Annotated in this window: 12 protein-coding genes and 1 tRNA gene; 5 read left to right on the forward strand and 8 right to left on the reverse strand. The window is 71.1% G+C overall.

Annotation, left to right across the window (positions count from 1 at the left end; genetic code table 11):
• Window positions 1–114 precede the first annotated feature (114 nt).
• Window positions 115–1,503 (forward strand): NAD(P)/FAD-dependent oxidoreductase, encoded by a 1,389-nt coding sequence (locus B073_RS0123620; protein WP_063740903.1) that lies wholly within the window; start codon window positions 115–117, stop codon window positions 1,501–1,503.
• A gap of 201 nt (window positions 1,504–1,704) precedes the next feature.
• Entirely contained in the window at window positions 1,705–3,033 is a 1,329-nt protein-coding gene (locus B073_RS0123625; RefSeq protein WP_018540554.1) for an SAM-dependent methyltransferase, read from the forward strand.
• Between the two features lie 94 nt (window positions 3,034–3,127).
• On the opposite strand, the gene B073_RS0123630 is transcribed toward B073_RS0123625, so the two are convergent.
• Together B073_RS0123630 and B073_RS0123635 are read right to left on the reverse strand one after the other, a co-directional pair.
• Window positions 3,128–5,665, reverse strand: coding sequence for an ABC transporter permease (locus tag B073_RS0123630; RefSeq protein ID WP_018540555.1), 2,538 nt, complete (start codon window positions 5,663–5,665; stop codon window positions 3,128–3,130).
• Window positions 5,666–5,747: 82 nt separating this feature from the next.
• A complete protein-coding gene (locus B073_RS0123635) occupies window positions 5,748–6,560 on the reverse strand; it encodes an ABC transporter ATP-binding protein (protein WP_018540556.1) in 813 nt (270 codons plus the stop codon).
• Between the two features lie 484 nt (window positions 6,561–7,044).
• On the opposite strand from B073_RS0123635, the gene B073_RS0123640 reads away from it, so the two are divergent.
• A tRNA-Leu gene (locus B073_RS0123640) sits at window positions 7,045–7,126 on the forward strand.
• A gap of 136 nt (window positions 7,127–7,262) precedes the next feature.
• Here the strand turns inward: B073_RS0123640 and B073_RS0123645 are convergent.
• Both B073_RS0123645 and B073_RS0123650 read right to left on the reverse strand, forming a co-directional pair.
• Window positions 7,263–8,432, reverse strand: coding sequence for a glycosyltransferase family 4 protein (locus tag B073_RS0123645; RefSeq protein WP_018540557.1), 1,170 nt, complete (start codon window positions 8,430–8,432; stop codon window positions 7,263–7,265).
• Window positions 8,432–11,281, reverse strand: a complete 2,850-nt coding sequence (locus B073_RS0123650; protein WP_018540558.1) for a bifunctional glycosyltransferase/CDP-glycerol:glycerophosphate glycerophosphotransferase — start codon at window positions 11,279–11,281, stop codon at window positions 8,432–8,434. The genes B073_RS0123645 and B073_RS0123650 overlap by 1 nt, the downstream gene beginning before the upstream one ends.
• Before the next feature lie 556 nt (window positions 11,282–11,837).
• On the opposite strand from B073_RS0123650, the gene B073_RS0123655 reads away from it, so the two are divergent.
• Entirely contained in the window at window positions 11,838–12,683 is an 846-nt protein-coding gene (locus B073_RS0123655; protein ID WP_018540559.1) for a Bax inhibitor-1/YccA family membrane protein, read from the forward strand.
• A gap of 93 nt (window positions 12,684–12,776) precedes the next feature.
• Here B073_RS0123655 and B073_RS0123660 read toward each other — a convergent pair whose 3' ends face one another.
• Window positions 12,777–13,004 carry a DUF4287 domain-containing protein gene (locus B073_RS0123660; RefSeq protein WP_018540560.1) on the reverse strand — a complete coding sequence of 76 codons (228 nt, stop codon included), beginning with the start codon at window positions 13,002–13,004 and terminating at the stop codon, window positions 12,777–12,779.
• 106 nt (window positions 13,005–13,110) lie between these two features.
• On the opposite strand from B073_RS0123660, the gene B073_RS0123665 reads away from it, so the two are divergent.
• Window positions 13,111–13,503 carry a hypothetical protein gene (locus B073_RS0123665; RefSeq protein ID WP_026247663.1) on the forward strand — a complete coding sequence of 131 codons (393 nt, stop codon included), beginning with the start codon at window positions 13,111–13,113 and terminating at the stop codon, window positions 13,501–13,503.
• Here B073_RS0123665 and B073_RS0123670 read toward each other — a convergent pair.
• From B073_RS0123670 to B073_RS0123680, 3 genes are all read right to left on the reverse strand, one after another.
• Window positions 13,467–14,480, reverse strand: a complete 1,014-nt coding sequence (locus B073_RS0123670) for a hypothetical protein (protein WP_018540562.1) — start codon at window positions 14,478–14,480, stop codon at window positions 13,467–13,469. The two genes, B073_RS0123665 and B073_RS0123670, sit on opposite strands and share 37 nt — an antisense overlap.
• Window positions 14,481–15,063: 583 nt before the next feature.
• Window positions 15,064–16,284 carry an acetyl-CoA C-acetyltransferase gene (locus tag B073_RS0123675; protein WP_018540563.1) on the reverse strand — a complete coding sequence of 407 codons (1,221 nt, stop codon included), beginning with the start codon at window positions 16,282–16,284 and terminating at the stop codon, window positions 15,064–15,066.
• Window positions 16,285–16,567: 283 nt separating this feature from the next.
• Complete coding sequence (locus B073_RS0123680) at window positions 16,568–17,593, reverse strand: SGNH/GDSL hydrolase family protein (protein WP_078508143.1); 1,026 nt, start codon at window positions 17,591–17,593, stop codon at window positions 16,568–16,570.
• Window positions 17,594–17,745 lie beyond the last annotated feature (152 nt).

Consider the following 17,745-nt stretch of genomic DNA (forward strand, 5'->3'; position numbering starts at 1 on the left):
CCGGAACGCGCTATGGCGTCGGTCACGGAGCCGGCGGAGTGTAGCAGATGCCTTCGTCATTCTTGTGAAGGGGCTCACGAGCAACCCCCCATGTGGGGGTGGATACTCGATTGCATGAGCACCACGGAGCGTCCCAGGATCCTCGTTGTAGGCGGTGGGTACGTAGGCCTGTACGCGGCACGCCGCATCCTGAAGAAGATGCGGTACGGCGAGGCGACCGTCACGGTCGTCGACCCGCGCTCGTACATGACGTACCAGCCCTTCCTCCCTGAAGCTGCGGCCGGCAGCATCTCCCCCCGTCATGTTGTGGTCCCGCTGCGGCGCGTGCTGCCCAAGGCGGAGGTCCTCACCGGCCGGGTGACCACCATCGACCAGGACCGGAAGGTCGCCACGGTCGCCCCGCTGGTGGGCGACGCGTACGAGCTGCCCTTCGACTACCTGGTCGTCGCCATGGGCGCGGTCTCCCGCACCTTCCCGATCCCCGGCCTGGCCGAGAACGGCATCGGCATGAAGGGCATCGAGGAGGCCATCGGCCTGCGCAACCACGTCCTGGAGCAGCTGGACAAGGCCGACTCCACGACCGACGAGGAGGTCCGCCGCAAGGCGCTGACCTTCGTCTTCATCGGCGGCGGCTTCGCCGGTGCGGAGACCGTCGGCGAGGTCGAGGACATGGCCCGCGACGCCGCGAAGTACTACAAGAATGTCAAGCGCGAGGACATGCGCTTCCTGCTGGTCGACGTCGCGGACAAGATCCTTCCCGAGGTCGGTCCCAAGCTCGGTGCCTACGGCAAGGAGCACCTGGAGTCCCGCGGCGTCGAGGTCTACCTCAAGACCGGCATGAAGTCCTGCGTGGACGGTCACGTCGTCCTCGACAACGGCCTCGAGGTGCTCTCCAACACCATCGTGTGGACCGCCGGCGTCAAGCCGAACCCGGCGCTGTCCCGCTTCGGCCTGCCGCTGGGCCCGCGCGGTCACATCGACGCCGAGCCCACCCTCCAGGTCAAGGGCACCGACTACATCTGGGCGGCCGGCGACAACGCCCAGGTCCCCGACATGGTCGGCCGCCGGAACGGCAACGAGAACGCCTGGTGCCCGCCGAACGCGCAGCACGCGCTGCGGCAGGCCAAGGTCCTCGGCGACAACGTGGTCTCCGGTATGCGGGGCTTCCCGCAGAAGGAGTACAGCCACGCCAACAAGGGTGCGGTCGCCGGTCTCGGCCTGCACAAGGGCGTCGCGATGATCGTCATGGGCAAGATGAAGATCAAGCTCAAGGGCCGTCTCGCCTGGTACATGCACCGCGCGTACCACGGCATGGCGATGCCGACGTTCAACCGCAAGATCCGGGTCTTCGCCGACTGGACGCTGGCCACCTTCCTCAAGCGCGAGGTGGTCTCGCTCGGCGCCATGGAGAACCCCCGCGAGGAGTTCTACGAGGCCGCCAAGCCCGCGCCCGCCCCGGCCGCCGCGGCCGACGGGGGCAAGCCGAAGGCCAAGGCTTCCTGAGTCACCGGTCGGGTACTCCGACCAGCCCGAAGGGCGTCCGCCATCCGTGGGGCGGGCGCCCTTCGGCGTGCCCGGGGTGTGGCCGAAACCCGGTGCCATGTTGTTCTCTTGCAGACGAACGGGACTATCCACGCACCGACTTGGCGTTTAGGTGGTGGGTGAAACTTCTTTACCCGACTCGTCATGACGGAGGTGTGCGACATGGCCGGTGCCGCTGGACGGCTCACCAAGCTCGCCGAGGAGGTGCTGGGGGTCCCGCTCCCGGTGCGGATCCGCGCTTGGGACCGCAGTGAGTCCGGCCCCCCGGGGGCCCCTGTGCTCGTCATCCGCAACCGCCGCGCGCTGCGCCGACTCCTGTTCAAACCAGGCGAGTTGGGCCTGGCCCGGGCCTGGGTGGCCGGCGACATCGACGTGGACGGCGACCTCTACGCGGCACTGGACCTGCTCGCCGACCTGATCTGGGAGCGCGGCGACGCCGCCCCGAAGGCGTCGCGCATCGCCGCGCTGCGCTCCCTGGCCCGCCCCGAGATCCGGACCGCCGCCAAGGAACTGCTGTCCCTGGCCGGCCTTCCCGTCCCGCCCGCGCCGCCCGCCGAGGAGGCCCGCCCGCGCCGCGGGGCGCTGCACTCCCTGCTCCGCGACCGGCAGGCGATCAGCCATCACTACGACGTCGGCAACGACTTCTACGAGCTGGTGCTCGGCCCGTCCATGGTCTACTCCTGCGCCTACTGGCGGCCCGACGAGGAGGCGCCCGGTGGCGTCGCCACCCTGGAGGACGCCCAGCGCGCCAAGCTCGACCTGATCTGCCGCAAGCTCGGCCTGGGGGAGGGGCAGCGGCTGCTGGACGTGGGCTGCGGCTGGGGTTCGATGGTGCTGCACGCGGCCCGCGAGTACGGCGTCCGGGCGGTCGGCATCACCCTCTCCGAGGAGCAGGCCACCTACGCCCGCAAGCGGATCGCCGACGCCGGACTCGCCGACCGGATCGAGATCCGGGTGCAGGACTACCGCGAGATCACCGACGGGCCGTTCGATGCGATCTCCTCGATCGGGATGGCCGAGCACGTCGGCCGGGCCCGGTACGCGGAGTACGCGGGCCTGCTGCACGGCCTGCTGAAGCCCGGCGGGCGGCTGCTGAACCACCAGATCGCCCGGCGGCCGCTGGCCGACGAGGACGCCTACCACGTCGACGAGTTCATCGACCGCTATGTCTTCCCCGACGGCGAGCTGGCGCCGGTGGGGCGGACGGTCGGCCAGCTGGAGGAGGCCGGCTTCGAGGTGCGGGACGTGGAGGCGATCCGGGAGCACTACGCGCTGACGCTGCGTCAGTGGGTGGCCAACCTGGAGGCCCACTGGGCCGAGGCGGTGCGGCTCACGTCCCCGGGCCGGGCCCGGATCTGGCGGCTCTACATGGCCGCCTCGGCGCTGTCGTTCGAGCGCAACCGCATAGGAGTCAACCAGGTGCTGGCGGTCCGCACGCCGGACTCCGGCGCCTCCGGGCTGCCGCTGCGGGCTCGCGACTGGCGGGGCTGAGCACGGCCGAGGGCCCCGGTCCGAGGCGCGGCTGCGCGGGACCGGGGCCCTCGGGCCGTCCGGGGCCGCCGCCTGGCGACGGCCCCGGTGCGGGCTACTCCGCCTTGATGGCCTGGAGCATGTTGAGCTTCGCCGCGCGGCGCGCCGGCCACAGCGCGGCCAGCACGCCCACCAGCGCGGCCAGGGCGAGGAAGATGCCCATCCGGCCCCAGGGCAGCACCAGTTCGTACGTCGGCAGCTGGCCCGTGCCCTTGATCAGCTCACCGGTCGCCCAGCCGAAGAAGACTCCCAGGCCGATGCCCAGCACCCCGCCGAAGAGCGAGATCACCAGCGACTCCAGCCGCACCATCCGCTTGATGCCCCGGCGGTCCAGGCCGATGGCACGCAGCATGCCGATCTCCTGGGAGCGCTCGAAGACCGACATCGCCAGGGTGTTGACGACACCGAGCACCGCGACGATCACCGCCATGGCCAGCAGGCCGTAGAGCATGTTCAGCATCAGGGTGATCGTCTTGGAGATGGAGTCGGAGACGTCCTTCTTGTCCGCGACGGCGATGGCAGGGTTCTCGCCGAGCGCCTTGACCAGGGAGTCCTTGGCCTCGGGGGTGGCGCCGTGCGCCGTCTTCACCATCACCTGCATGTCGGTGGCGTGCTTCTGGTGCGGGGCGAGCGTGCCGTTGTCGAGGATGATGCCCCGGATCACCTCGTTGCCCTCGTAGATCCCGCCGATGGTCAGCGTGCCCTTCTTGCCGTCCTCGAAGGTCACCGGGAGACGGGAGCCGGTGTGCCAGCCCTTCTCCTTGGCGAGGGAGCCGTCCACCACGGCGCGGTCGCCGCCGAGCGTGCCGAGGGCGCCCTCGGTGAAGTCGAGCCGGGTGAGCTTGCCGAAGTCCTTGCCGTTGACGCCGGTGAGGTACTCGATGTCGGAGCCGACGCGGGACGGGGAGTTGCGCAGCGGGCTGGACGCGGTGACCCCGTCCGCGGACGCGAGCTTCTTCGCCACGTCCGGGGAGAGCGGGGACCGGCTCGCCATGGAGACCACGTAGTCGGCCTTGAGGGAGGAGGTGGCCATCTTGTCGACGGCCTGCTGGACGCTGCCCGCGACCACCGTCATACCGGTGATCAGCAGCAGTCCGATCGTCAGCGCCGAGGCCGTGGCGGCCGTCCGGCGCGGGTTGCGGACCGCGTTCTGCCGGGCCAGTGCGCCGGAGATCCCGAAGAGCCGCAGCGCCGGGGCGGCCAGTGCGATCAGCGGGCGGGACAGCAGCGGCGTCAGGACGAGCACGCCGGTCACCAGCAGAGCCGTGCCGAGGCCCATGGTGGCCTTGCCGTCGGACATGCCGGTGGCGACCAGCACCGCGGCCGTGCCGGCACCGGCGAGGAGCGCGCCGATGGTGTTGCGGACCACCAGGGACTTGGTGGTGGCGGTGGCGTGCACGCTGTTCATCGCGGCGACCGGCGGGATCTTCGCGGCCCGGCGACCGGGCAGCCAGGCGGCCAGGACCGTGACGACGACGCCGACCAGCAGGGATATCAGGATCGTGGACGGCGAGACCACCAGCGGACCGTCGGGCATCTTGCCGCCGGTGACGCCCAACAGGGCGCGCAGCCCGGCGCCGATGCCGATACCGGCCAGCAGGCCCGTCACCCCGGCCACCGTGCCGACCACCAGTGCCTCGGCCAGTACTGAGCGGGTGACCTGGCGGCGGCTGGCGCCGACCGCGCGCAGCAGGGCCAGCTCCTTGGTGCGCTGGGCGACCAGCATGGTGAAGGTGTTGGCGATGATGAACACGCCGACGAAGAGGGCGACACCGGCGAAGGCCAGCAGGGCGTTCTTCATGCCGTCCATGCTCTGGGCGATGAACTTGGCCTGCTCGTCGGCGAGTTCACGACCCGTGGTGGCCTCGGCGCCCTTGGGCAGCACCTTCTCCACCGCGTCCTTCAGCGCCGTCTGGGAGGTGCCCGGCGCGGCCTTGACGTCGATCTCGCTGAACTCGCCGGGCGTCGCGAACAGCTTCTGGGCGGTGGCGGTGTCGAACAGTGCGAGGCTGCCGCCGGCGCCGACCCGGCCGTCGTCGGTGGTGAAGACGCCGGTGAGCTTCTGCTCCCGGACCGGGCCGTCGACGGATATCCGGACGGTGTCACCGACCTTGTAGCCGCCGCGGTCGGCGGTGCGGGCGTCCAGGGCGAACTCGTGCGGGCCCTTGGGGGCGGTGCCGGCGCGCATCGGGTAGCGGGCGTCGGTGCCGTCGGGGCCGGGGAAGTAGTTGGCGCCGCTGGTCGAGAAGCCGTCGCCGATCAGCTTGCCGTGCTTGTCGGCGACGGCGGTGAAGCCGGAGACGCTGCCGGTGGCGGAGGCGGCGCCGGGCAGATGGGCGGCCTTGTCCAGCAGCTTCTGGTCGAGCGCGGAGCGGGCGCCGGGGGCGCCGTCGGCGCGGTCGGTGCCGCCCCGCTGGATGGCCACGTCGACGTTGTCGAAGCCCTTGCGGGAGCTGGCCTGGAGGGCGTCGGAAATGGTGGAGGTGAAGACCAGGGTGCCGGAGACGAAGGCCACGCCGAGCATCACGGCGAGCACGGTCATCAGCAGCCGGGCCTTGTGCGCGAGCACATTGCGCAAGGCGGTACGGAACATGGGTGGGTCAGTCCTGGAGGAGTGGTCCGGGGCCCGGGGGTCCGGGGATCCGGGGGCCGGGTGGGGAGGTGGCTGCTGACGGTCAGCTGATGCGGCCCTTGGCGTCGAAGCTGGGGGTCTGGGGGCGCCCCCCAGGAAAACGCCGCATTCGCTCCAGCACCATGTCGGCCGTGGGGTCGGGCATGTCGTCGACGATCCGGCCGTCGGCGAGGAATATGACGCGGTCCGCGTACGACGCCGCGACCGGGTCGTGGGTCACCATCACCACCGTCTGGCCCAGCTCGCGCACGGAGTTGCGCAGGAAGCCCAGGACCTCGGCGCCGGAGCGGGAGTCGAGGTTGCCGGTGGGCTCGTCGGCGAAGATGATCTCGGGCCGGGAGGCCAGGGCGCGGGCCACCGCGACGCGCTGCTGCTGACCGCCGGAGAGCTGGCTCGGGCGGTGCTTGAGCCGGCCGGACAGGCCGACGGTCTCCACCACCTGCTCCAGCCAGGCGCGGTCCGGCTTACGGCCGGCGATGTCCATGGGAAGGGTGATGTTCTCCAGCGCGGTGAGCGTCGGGAGGAGGTTGAACGCCTGGAAGATGAAGCCGATCTTGTCGCGCCGGAGCTGGGTGAGCTTCTTGTCCTTCAGCCCGGTCAGCTCGATGTCGCCGAGCCGCGCGGAGCCGCCGGAGATGGCGTCCAGGCCGGCCATGCAGTGCATCAGCGTGGACTTGCCGGACCCGGAGGGGCCCATGATCGCGGTGAACTGGGCCTGGCGGAAGTCGACGGAGACCGCGTCCAGGGCGACCACCTGGGTCTCGCCGGTCCCGTAGACCTTGGTGAGGTCCGTGGCGCGGGCGGCCACCGCGGTGCTGTGGCCGGCGACGGTGACGCCGGAGTGGGTGGTGGTCACGGGAAGGGTTCTCCTGTCGGACGAGGAACGGGCCGCCTCGGCCGCCGGCTCGGCGACCGCGAGGGGCGGTGGAACATCGGTTTCCATCGTCGGGCAGCGCACCGTCACGGACGTCAACCCGTGTGACCGTCCTCGGACCACCCCCAGGGATTAGCCCTCCCCCCTCCCTCATCCCTGGGTATGACGGCGTCCCTGAGGCCGACGCGGCTGCCGGAAGGGCCGGGCGGGCGCCTGCGGAGGCGCCGGGAAGGGCGCGGCGGGGCCGTCGCGGAGGCGTCGAGTTTTCGTCAATTCAGGGTCGAATTCCGTCCCCGCGGACACCGGCGAACATGGGCTCCAGGCATGTGCCGGGGGCCCTGGCAGCCGCTGATGCCCCCTCAGTTGCCAATAAAATAAGACAACCTCGAGATGAGCGGCCGATCTGCTACGTGCCCTGCGGGCTACGCTCGTGCTGCCTTCTAGGAGGCGGCATGGGGGACCCCAAGCCCGGATGGTGGAATGCAGACACGGCGAGCTTAAACCTCGCTGGCCTTCGGGCCGTGCCGGTTCAAGTCCGGCTCCGGGCACTTCCCGCGGGCAGCGGGACAAGGACCCGTAAGTGACTGAATATTGAACATCCTTGTCGAGGCGCTTGTCGAGCCCGACGAGGAGGGGCCGCCGGGAAAACCCGGCGGCCCCTCCTCTGTATTGCGCGGTGCCGGCTCAGCGCTCCACGAGCGCGAACAGCGCCTCCCAGCGGCCGACGATCTCGTCGGTGGAGAACCGCTGGATGTTCTCCCGGGCCGTCTCGCCCATCCGGTTCCGCAGTTCCTCGTCCGACATCAGGGTGTCGAGGTGGCGGGCGAATTCGGTGACGTTGCCGGGCGGGGCCAGGAAGCCGTCGGTGCCGTCCGTGATGATCTCGCGGACGCCCGGGGCCACATCGAAGGCCACACACGGCACCGCGGTGGCCATCGCCTCCATGGGCGCGAGCGGGAAGCCCTCGCCGCGCGAGCTCAGCGCGAAGACCGCGCTCTCCCGCAGCGCTCCGGCGACGTCGCTGGTCCGGCCCATCCACTCGACCGAATTCGTCACCCCCAGCTCGGCCGCCTGCTTGCGCAGCGCCTCGGCCTCCTCACCGGAGCCGTAGATCCGCAGCGTCCAGTCCGGGTGCTGCGGCGCGACCTTCGCCCACGCCTCCAGGAGCAGGTCGACGCCCTTCTCCTCGTGCAGCCGGCCGATGCTCGCCACGACCTTGCGGGAGCGGTCCGAGGGGACGTCGGGGAAGAACGGCAGCGGGTTCGGCATGAAGCCGACGTTGTCCATCCGCTGCCGGATCCACTTGTCCGCGTCCTCCCGGGTGAGCGGCAGCATCCGGTCGACGTCCTGGTAAAACCGCTTGACACGGGCGAACCGGGACGACCTTCGGCAGGTCTCGAACGATTCGTGGCTCATTCCGATGACCGCCAGCCCGGCGGTGTCGGCCAGCGCCACCCACTCCATCGCCCACACCTGGGTGACGATCACCACGCCGCCCGGACGGGCCGCCCGGAACAGCGCGCTCATCTTGGCGGCCTGCTCGTGCATCCCGGCCTCGCGCGCGGCCCGGCGCCGCTGCTCGACGACGTTCAGGCGGTCCTTCAGGCCGCGCACCGGGCGGACGCTCGGCGGGTGCACGTCGTAGAGCGTGGTGGTCTCGTACGGCAGGTCGGGGCCGAGCTCGTGGACCCGGCCCTCGGGGGGCGGCACGATGCCGACGACGTGCACCCGGTGGCCCCGCTCGGCGAACAGGCGCGCCATCTGGTGCGACCAACTGGTGATGCCGCCCAGCTCGTTGACGCTGTTGGAGACGAAGAAGATGTCCCGCGGCTCGGCTGCGTTCGACTTGGTCATCAACGGCTCCACTGCGCAAAGAACTGGTCGACGATGCTCTGAGCGGCGTCGCCCTGGTCGTATTCCCCGAACTTGGCGACGAATTCCTTGCGGTCCTTGGCGTATTCCAGCTGCTGGGACTCGAAAGACTGCATGGCCTCGAAGAAATCGTCCTCGGTGCGTACCACCGGCCCCGGGGCGTGTTCCAGCAGATCGAAGTACGTGCCGCGCCCCTCGTGCACATATTCGTCGTAGTCGTAGGTGAAGAACATCAGCGGCCGGTCGAGCAGCGCGTAGTCGAACATCACCGACGAATAATCCGTGACCAGGCCGTCGGCCAGCTCCAGGATCGGGGTGATGTCGTGCCGCGCCGAGACGTCGATCACCCGGCCCTGCACGGTCGGCGGCAGCACCACGTGGTTGAGGTAGTGCGAGCGGACCAGCAGGACGTAGCGGTCGCCGAACTCGTCGGCGAAGCGCTCCACGTCGAAGGGGAGCGCGAACCGGCCGTGCCGGCCGCCCGCCTTGCGGAACGTCGGCGCGTACAGCAGCACCTTCTTGTCCGCGGGGATGCCCAGCTCCGCCGCGAGCGGACCGCGCTCCCGGTGGCCCAGCTCGGTCTCCCGCAGCCGGGCCCGCACCAGCGCGTCGTTGCGCGGGTAGCCCACCCGCAGCAGGGTCTTCTCCTTCAGCCGGAACGCCTTGGCCAGCGTCCGCGCATCGTGCTCGGTGCGGCACAGGAAGCGGTCGAAGCGGTCCAGCGAGCGCTGCTGCTCGGCCTGCTCCTGGCGGGTCTGCGCCTTGAGCGAGGGCTGGTCGAAGCCCATGTTCTTCAGCGCCGAGCCGTGCCAGGTCTGGAGGTAGGTGGTCTCGGGGCGCTTGGTCAGCTTCAGCGGGTAGCTCTGGTTGTCCACCCAGTACTCGGCCTGCGCCAGCGCCTTGAGGTACTGCAGCGACCAGCGCTTGACCAGGGTGGCGTCCTTGGGGAAGTCCTTCGGGGACCCGGCGTACGACCAGATCGCCTCGAACTCCAGGCCCTGCCGGCGCATCTCCTCGTAGATCGCGCGCGGGCTGTCGCTGTACTGCTTGCCGAGGTGGCTCTCGAAGACCACCGTGCGCTTCTTGATCGGCAGCCGGCTGAACACCTCGTGGTACGCCCGCAGCTTGGTGTCCCCGGAGGTGAGCGTGTTGCGCAGCGCCTTGGCCTTGCGGTAGCCGGACTTGGCCAGCGCCCCCGGCTTGCCGTGCATGCCCTTGGTGATCAGGCCCTGGACGCGCTCGGCGTTGGCGCTCTCGCTGATCAGCCGGAACGCCAGGTGTCCCTTGGAGGAGACGTGCGGCTCGATGTGGTCGGCGACCATCCGGGTCAGCCGCGGCCGGATCGGCAGCGGGCCGCCGGCCAGCTCGGTGTCGGCGACCGTCAGCCGGGAGGTGGTGGGCACCCCGTCGACCTCCAGGCGCAGCCGGACGTCCCAGATGGTGTCGACGATGCCCAGCGGGCGCAGCCGCGCGGTGAGGTCGGCGGCGGTCTCCCACACCACGGCGTCGCCCTCGTGGCGCACCGTCTGCACCGGGAAGGTGAAGGACTGCAGGCTGCGGCGGCGGGCGCTGAACTCCAGCTCGCCGCGGAGCGTGGCGCCCTCGGGGATCACGCCGAGCGGGTTGGTGACCCGGCCGGCCAGCGAGACGGTGCTGCCGGCCTCGGAGAACCGGGTGAGCTGGTTGCGCAGGAACAGCTGGTTGACCGGCTTCTCGTGGTAGCCGAGTTCGGTGACGTCCAGCACCTGGCGGCCGAACGCGTCGTCGAAGTGGCCGTCGCACCAGTAGATCCGGCCGTCGTGCTGGGCGAGCGGCGAGGAGAGCTTGGCGCGGTTGATGAGGCTGTCGACGGCCGGGATGAGGTTGTCCCAGTCGCCCTTCTGCAGCAGGTAGGCGCAGATGGCCTGGATCGGCTGGACCCGCTCGTACGCCTCGGGCGCGAGGCCGGCGAGGTACTCCCGGGAGAGCTCGGCGAACTCCTGGCGGTACGCCTCGTCGCGGAACGGCAGGTCCCGCAGGTGGAGCACCAGGTCGTGCTTGAGGAACTTGACGTCCTTGGCGAGCTTCATCTCGGTCAGCCCGCGCTCGGCCAGGAGGGCGTCGATCCGCCGGTGGATCTCCAGCCGGTGGGTGTAGTTGGTCATTTCGTGCCGCCGGTTCGTCACCGACTTCACGGCGGCCTTCTCGAAGACGTTCCAGAAGTAGACCTGATTGGGAATCAGGGTGATGCGGTTCGCCGCGAGATATGCGTCGGCGATAAACATCAGGTCCTCGTAGAACATCCCCTTGGGGAAGCGGAGGTCGTTCTCGATGAGGAATTCGCGGCGGTAGCACTTGTTGGTGGAGAGGGTGTCCCACACAAAAAGGTCCGGCAATTCCGTGACCGATTCGAAAGTGCGGGTCGTGGAATAGAGCCAGGCGTACCACTCGTCCCGCTTCTGGTTCCGGGTGTCCCTGTGGATTCGGACACACAGACCCGAGACGATGTCCGCTTCGGTTTCCTCGGCGGCCTCCAGCAAATTGCGGCAGGCGTTGTGTTCCAGGACGTCGTCGCTGTCCAGGAACATGACGTACTGTCCGCGGGTGTGCTGAATGCCGAGGTTCCGGGGCTCGCCGCCGGCGCCGCTGTTCTCCGGCAGCTGGAAGGCTCTGACCCGCTCCGGGTGGGCGGCCGCGAGCGCCTGCGCGACCTCGAAAGAACGGTCGGTGCTGCAATCGTCGACGATCACCACCTCGACGTCCCGGAGTGTCTGATCCAGTACGGACTGGACCGCGGTCGGCAACCGGTCGGCGTCGTTGTAGACAATGACGACTACTGAGACGTCAGGCACAGGCACCTCAACCCTCTTTCGCTGCTGTTTCCGGCCAGAATAGCCCCATCTGCACAGGGGGTTTACGACCACCCGCACCGGGACCGCTACACCTGGTGACGGGGCACTGTCCGCGGAAGGGCAGGTACCGGCTAGCCAGTATGACGACGGCTCCGGTCAATCGGTTGCGGGGGTGTGGCTCGATCAGACATTTATCGGATTCGGATCATGCCGGTGACCCCGGGGTGCCGGAGTTGACGGGGTGGGGAAATGCCCGTTCGACGGCGGCGGGAAAAGATCGATTACCCGGATTTTGTCCGGACTAACTGGCGGCCCGCACCGCCCGCGGGCCGGCCCGCGGAGTGGCACATGACACAGCGGCAGATGTGACGAACTCGGCGCGATCCGGCTCCCGGGTCGTCCACCGGGCACCTCCGCACTCCCCCGAACGTCCTCCTTCCAGAGGACGTGTCCGCCCCGGAGCGGGGGAAGATCCTGCCCAAGGACGAGAGACGCGTCTTTGCCAAGCCATTACGCTTGCCGTCAAGGCCGCGCAGGGCGGCCATGGAGGAGTGAGATGAGGAGCAGCAACCCGGTCTTCTCGCGACGGGGGTTCAGCCGCGGTGCCGGCTATGCGGACTTCAATGCGCCGCCGCAGGCCGGGGGCCCCGCAGCCGCCTACGCCGGAGCGAACCCGTACGCCGGAACCAACCCGTACGCCACCGAGACGCCGCAGTACGCACCGCAGTACACCCCGCAGACCCGGCCCATGACGATGGACGACGTCGTCACGCGCACGGGCCTGACGCTCGGTACGGTCATCGCCGGCGCCACCGTCGGCTGGCTGTTCCTGACCGGCCACCTCGCCTTCGCCCTCGGCGCCGGCCTGGCCGCGACGGTGCTCGGCTTCGTCCAGTCCTTCAAGCGTAAGCCGGTCCCGGCGCTGATCCTGGGCTACGCCGCGCTGGAGGGCGTCTTCCTCGGCGCGCTCAGCGGCTTCATCAACGACCTGCCGAAGATGAACGGCGCCCCCATGCAGGCGGTGCTGGGCACGATGGCGGTGTTCGTCGCCATGCTCGTCGCCTACAAGACCCGGATCGTGCGGGTCACCGAACGCTTCACCCGCTTCGTGATGATCGCGGCGCTGGGCTTCGTCCTGCTGTCGCTGGTGAACCTGCTGTTCATGGTGTTCGGCGGCGGTGACGGCCTCGGCTTCCGCAGCGGCGGGCTGGGCATCGTCTTCGGCATCGTGGGCGTGGTGCTCGGCGCGCTCTTCCTCGCCATGGACTTCAAGCAGGTCGAGGACGGCGTGGCCTACGGCGCGCCGCGCGAGGAGTCCTGGCTGGCCGCCTTCGGCCTGACCACGACCCTGGTGTGGATCTACTGGGAGATGCTGCGGCTGATCTCGATCCTGCGCGACTGACGCACGAGCGACACCCCGCACAGCTGACGAGGGGCCCGTGGGCGACCGCCCGCGGGCCCCTCGCGCGTGCGCGGGACTCCTTCGGGGTCCGGGTCAGAACTTGCGGGCGGCGCGCCGGAGACCGTGTTCGTGCACGATCGCCTTGGCGTGGCCGTAGGAGAGGTTGTGCGCGCCGCGCAGCCAGCTGACCTTTTCGTCGAAGCGGACGAGGGCGGGGCCCTCGTCGACGGTGCGGAGCCAGTCGGAGATGTCCCGGCCGGTGCAGTGCGGGATGCGGGAGAGAAGGTTCCGGTGGGTTTCTTCCGAGAAGGACAAGGACATCGGCGCCTCCGGACGCGGTCGATGCTGGTTCTTCCGTTCTTCCGCTCACCGTGCCTGAGGCTTCCGCCGTTGGCAACCACCCGAGTGTTGCGCTTAGGCTCACGCCGTGCTTGACGTGACGCCTTTGCAGACCGCCGTGGACGCGCTCGCCGACCGCCTCAGGGCCCTGCCGCAGAGCGCCCTGCGCCGCGGTGCCGCGGCCGAAGGGCTGGCACTGGCACGGGAGTTGGCGGCCCGCGCACAGCTGATCGAACGGCCCGGGGAGCCGCCCCGGGAACTCCCGAACGCCGGCATCTTCGCGGTCGGCGACCAGCTCGCGGTGGCCGGCCACGATCTCGTCGAGGCGCTGCGGTCCGCCGCCGCGGGCGGGACGGCGGGCGGTGCGGCCGGCGCGGAAGCTGACGCGAATGCGGCCCCCGCCGGGCAACTGGCGGAGGCCGTGCGCCGGGTCCGGGAGGCGGCTCAGAGCGAGGCGATGACCCGGTCGGCGAGGATGTAGACGCTCTCGTCGCGGGCCTCGCCCCAGGAGAACGTCAACGAGTAGGCGCCGGAGATGCCCGAGCCGCCCAGCAGCACCGGCGCGTACCCGTCGCGCAGTGCGCCGGCCAGGCTCTTGGCGGTCTCCCGGTGCCCCGGCGTCAGGCAGAGCGTGGTGCCGTCGGCGAAGACGTACACGTCGAGGGTGCCCAGCGGGCCCGGGCGGACGTCGGACAGCGGGGTGGCCTCGCGGGCCAGCTCCGCCAGGCGCGCCACGGTGCGCTCGTGGTCGGCGACGGCCGGGGCGGGGGAGAAGTCCGGGTGCGAGGGGTGGCGCCGGCGGGCGGCGGCCAGCTCGGCGGACTCGGCGGGCTCGTTGGGCTCCGCCGGCTCGAACTCCGGCGCGTCCAGTGCCTCCAGTGCCTCGACGGACTCCAGTGCCTCCACCGACTCCAGCGCGGGCAGCGGCTCCAGGGCCTCCGGCCCCAGGAGCGACTCCAGCCCGGCCAGGTCCGCCTGGCGCGGCACGAACGGCTGGCTGTCGAACCGGTCGAACCGGTCCAGCTCCAGCCGCTCGGCGGGCTCCCGCCGCCCCTCGCGGCCGTCGAGCGGGCCGTCGTCGCCCAGGCCGGCCAGCGGGCCGGAGAGCGACGGGGCGTCCGCGCCGTTCAGGGAGTCCCGGGCCTCCTGCGCGGCCCAGAAGGCGCGCGCCTCGGCCAGCTCCCGCTCCCGCTCCTCCGCGAGTGCTTCCGCGACGGCGGCGCGTATGTCCGCGAGCGGGGTCGCCTCGGCGGCCGGGACCCCGCGGGCGGCGGGGACCGTCGCGGCGGCCGCCTGCGTGGCCTCGGCGCGGGCCGTGGCGTCGGCGCGGGCGGCGACGAGCTCGTCGTGCAGTGCGGTGATCTGGCGGCGCAGCGCACGGGCGGTGCACAGGGCGACGGCGCCCAGCACCACGGCGACCGCCGCGGTCAGCAGCAGGACGAGGGTGGTGACAGTCATGCCGAAACCTCGCTTCGCTCGGCCTCGCGGACGCGAGGCGCGCACCTCTCGGTGGTTCGCTCACTTCCGGGCATACGCACACCCTGTCGCGGACCGATCACCGGCGTACTCCCGTTAGCAGATTGTTCTCCGACTTCCTACAACAGCGTGACCGACGTCGGCGACCGTTCGCAGGGGGGTATGTCCTGAAATGGGGTGCACCCGGGGCCTCCTGGGGTGGGGTGGCCCCGCGTTGAGCTGCAAGAACGCTGCTTCCCCGGGATGTTGGTCACAATCCTGGGAGCGATTGGGTCGCGATCTTGTCACCGAGTGGCCCAGGTCACGCGCCGTCGCGTTCGGTGCCCGGACGGCAGCGAAGGGTGCGCGGGGAACGGGAGTTGCCCCGTTTTGTCCCCCACGCACCCTCCGGGCGCGCCTGCGAGCCGCCGGCCCGGGGGCGGCCGCAGAGACGCGCGGCCGCCCTCACCCTCCGCTACAGCTCAGCTCAGCCGCTCGTGCCTGTGGTCGCGCTGAGCTTCGCTTCCGCTGCGGGCGGGTGCCGGGCCCTCGTTCCTCGCGCCCGGCCCCCACCCTCCGCTACAGCTCAGCTCAGCCGCTCGATGACCATCGCCATGCCCTGGCCGCCGCCCACGCACATGGTCTCCAGGCCGAACTGCTTGTCGTGCCACTGGAGGGAGTTGATCAGGGTGGTGGTGATCCGGGCGCCGGTCATGCCGAAGGGGTGGCCGACGGCGATCGCGCCGCCGTTGACGTTCAGCCGGTCCAGGTCGATGCCCAGGTCGCGGTAGGAGGGGATCACCTGGGCGGCGAACGCCTCGTTGATCTCGACCAGGTCGATGTCGGAGACCGACAGCCCCGCGCGCTTGAGGGCCTGCTTGCTGGCCTCCACCGGGCCGTACCCCATGATCTCGGGGGAGAGGCCGGAGACGCCGGTGGCGACGATCCGGGCCAGCGGGGTCAGGCCCAGCTCGCGGGCCTTGGTGTCGGACATGATCACGAGCGCCGCGGCGCCGTCGTTGAGCGGGCAGCAGTTGCCCGCGGTGACCAGGCCGTCGGGGCGGAACACCGGCTTCAGCCCCTGCACGCCCTCCAGGGTGACGCCGGCGCGCGGACCGTCGTCCTTGGCGACGACCGTGCCGTCGGGCAGCGTGACCGGGGTGATCTCCCGCTCCCAGAAGCCGTTCTTGATCGCCTGCTCGGCGAGGTTCTGGGACCGGACGCCGAACTCGTCCATGTCCTGGCGGGTGATGCCCTTGAGGCGGGCGAGGTTCTCCGCGGTCTGGCCCATCGCGATGTACGCGTCCGGCAGCAGGCCGTCCTCGCGCGGGTCGTGCCAGTCGGCGCCCGCCTGCTCGGCGCGGGCCGCGGTGCGCGCCTCGGCGTCCGCGAAGAGCGGATTGTGGGTCTCCGGCAGGCCGTCGGAGGTGCCCTTGACGCTGCGCGAGACCGTCTCGACGCCGGCCGAGATGAAGACGTCGCCCTCGCCGGCCTTGATGGCGTGCAGCGCCATCCGGCTCGTCTGGAGAGAGGAGGAGCAGTAGCGGGTGACGGTGCAACCCGGGAGGTGGTCCATCCCCATCTGGACGGCCACGATGCGGCCGAGGTTGTGGCCCTGCTCGCCGCCGGGCAGACCGCAGCCGAGCATCAGGTCGTCGATCTCGGCCGGGTCCAGCTCGGGAACCTTGGCCAGGGCGGCCTGGATGATCGTCGCGGTGAGGTCGTCGGGGCGCAGGTCCTTGAGGGAGCCCTTGAAGGCGCGGCCGATCGGGGAGCGGGCGGCTGAGACGATCACGGCTTCGGGCATCACGGCTCCAAGAGGTGTGTGGGTGCTGCGTCCCGGCGGTCCGTCGCGCGGCGGTGGCCGGGCGGTGGGCGGCGGAACAGGGCGGACCGTCTGGGAAGTTACCTGCACGTAGTGCGAAGGTCACGGGGTGCGCGCTGTGATGCGGGCCTCTTTTCTAAGCGAGCGCTTATGGCGGCAACGGAAGGGGCGGGGCGGGTATTCCCGCAGGGGCATGCGGGAGGCGTCCGCGCGCCCCTGGAGTACGCGGCCGGGCTGCGTCGGCGGCGCGTCCCTGGAGTGCGTCCTAGCCCGTGACCGACGGCCGGTTCGCCGGGGTCTCCTCCGGGGCCGGCAGCTGGCGCCGGCGGCGGTGCTTGAGCAGAGCCCACGGGGCGCGGGAGGCGGCGACCTCCGTGCCGCCCTCGGAGGCGGCCCGGGCCGCGGCCTGCTCGACGGGGAGCAGCCCCTCGCGCCGGGCCGGCTCCGGCCGCTCCTCCTCGGGCCACAGCCCCAGCGCCGCGCACAGCGTCGGGAACACCGCCATCGCGGCGGTGGCGTACCCCTCCGCCGACGGGTGGTAGTTGTCCGGACCGAACAGCTCCCGCGGCCGTGCCTCGAACTCCGGGCCGAGCAGCGCGCCCAGCGACACCGTCCGGCCGCCGTTCTCCACCACGCCGATGGTCTGCGCGGCCGCCAGCTGCCGGGAGAGCCGGCGGGCCACCCAGCGCAGCGGCTGGTAGACGGGCTCGATGGTGCCCAGGTCGGGGCAGGTGCCGACGATCACCTCGCAGCCCGCCGCGCGCAGCACCCGTACCGCCTCGGACAGGTGCCGCACCGATTCCGCGGGCGGCAGCCGGCGGGTGACGTCATTGGCGCCGATCATGATGACGCACAGGTCGGGGGTCTCGCCCTCCCCCAGCAGCAGTTCGACCTGACGCGGCAGGTCGTCGGAGCGGGCGCCGGGCAGCGCCACGTTGCGCAGGTCGACGGGGAGTTCGGCGAGCGCGGCCAGGCCGGAGGCGAGCAGCGCGCCGGGCGTCTGGGAGGGGCGGTGGACGCCCTGGCCGGCGGCGGTGGAGTCGCCGAGGAAGCCCAGCCGCAGCGGGGGCCGGTCGGTGCGGTGGCCGAAGGCGGCGCCGTAGCGGCCGTCGGCGCAGGGCGGGATGTCGCTGGAGCCGCCGACCGTGCGGCGGGCCAGCCGGACCTCGGTCAGCAGCAGCCCCACCCCGGCCACGCCCAGCAGCCCGATCCCGCCGCCGCCGAACGCGGCCGCGGTCGCGATCCGCCGTGCCACGCGCGCCCTGGACCCCGTCGTCACCGTCGTCGCCATCGGCCGGCACCTCCCCGTGCAGCGCGGGCGCGCCGCGGCCCGGGGGCCGGACGCGCTCGTGCGGGTCAAGAACTCCTTCACCGGGTAGGTGCCCGTTCCGGGCCGTCGCGCAACGCACCGGCCTCCCGACGGAGTCCTGCGAACGCACGCGC

The sequence above is a fragment of the Streptomyces sp. MspMP-M5 genome (assembly GCF_000373585.1).
Classification (GTDB): Bacteria; Actinomycetota; Actinomycetes; order Streptomycetales; family Streptomycetaceae; genus Streptomyces.

Excerpts from the sequence above, each read along its gene's own strand:
- B073_RS0123645 (WP_018540557.1), bottom strand. The coding sequence starts at position 8,432 with ATGACCAAGTCGAACGCAGCCGAGCCGCGGGACATCTTCTTCGTCTCC.
- B073_RS0123630 (WP_018540555.1), bottom strand. The coding sequence starts at position 5,665 with ATGTTCCGTACCGCCTTGCGCAATGTGCTCGCGCACAAGGCCCGGCTG.
- B073_RS0123660 (WP_018540560.1), bottom strand. The coding sequence starts at position 13,004 with ATGTCCTTGTCCTTCTCGGAAGAAACCCACCGGAACCTTCTCTCCCGC.
- B073_RS0123620 (WP_063740903.1), top strand. The coding sequence starts at position 115 with ATGAGCACCACGGAGCGTCCCAGGATCCTCGTTGTAGGCGGTGGGTAC.
- B073_RS0123625 (WP_018540554.1), top strand. The coding sequence starts at position 1,705 with ATGGCCGGTGCCGCTGGACGGCTCACCAAGCTCGCCGAGGAGGTGCTG.
- B073_RS0123655 (WP_018540559.1), top strand. The coding sequence starts at position 11,838 with ATGAGGAGCAGCAACCCGGTCTTCTCGCGACGGGGGTTCAGCCGCGGT.
- B073_RS0123670 (WP_018540562.1), bottom strand. The coding sequence starts at position 14,480 with ATGACTGTCACCACCCTCGTCCTGCTGCTGACCGCGGCGGTCGCCGTG.
- B073_RS0123680 (WP_078508143.1), bottom strand. The coding sequence starts at position 17,593 with ATGGCGACGACGGTGACGACGGGGTCCAGGGCGCGCGTGGCACGGCGG.
- B073_RS0123675 (WP_018540563.1), bottom strand. The coding sequence starts at position 16,284 with ATGCCCGAAGCCGTGATCGTCTCAGCCGCCCGCTCCCCGATCGGCCGC.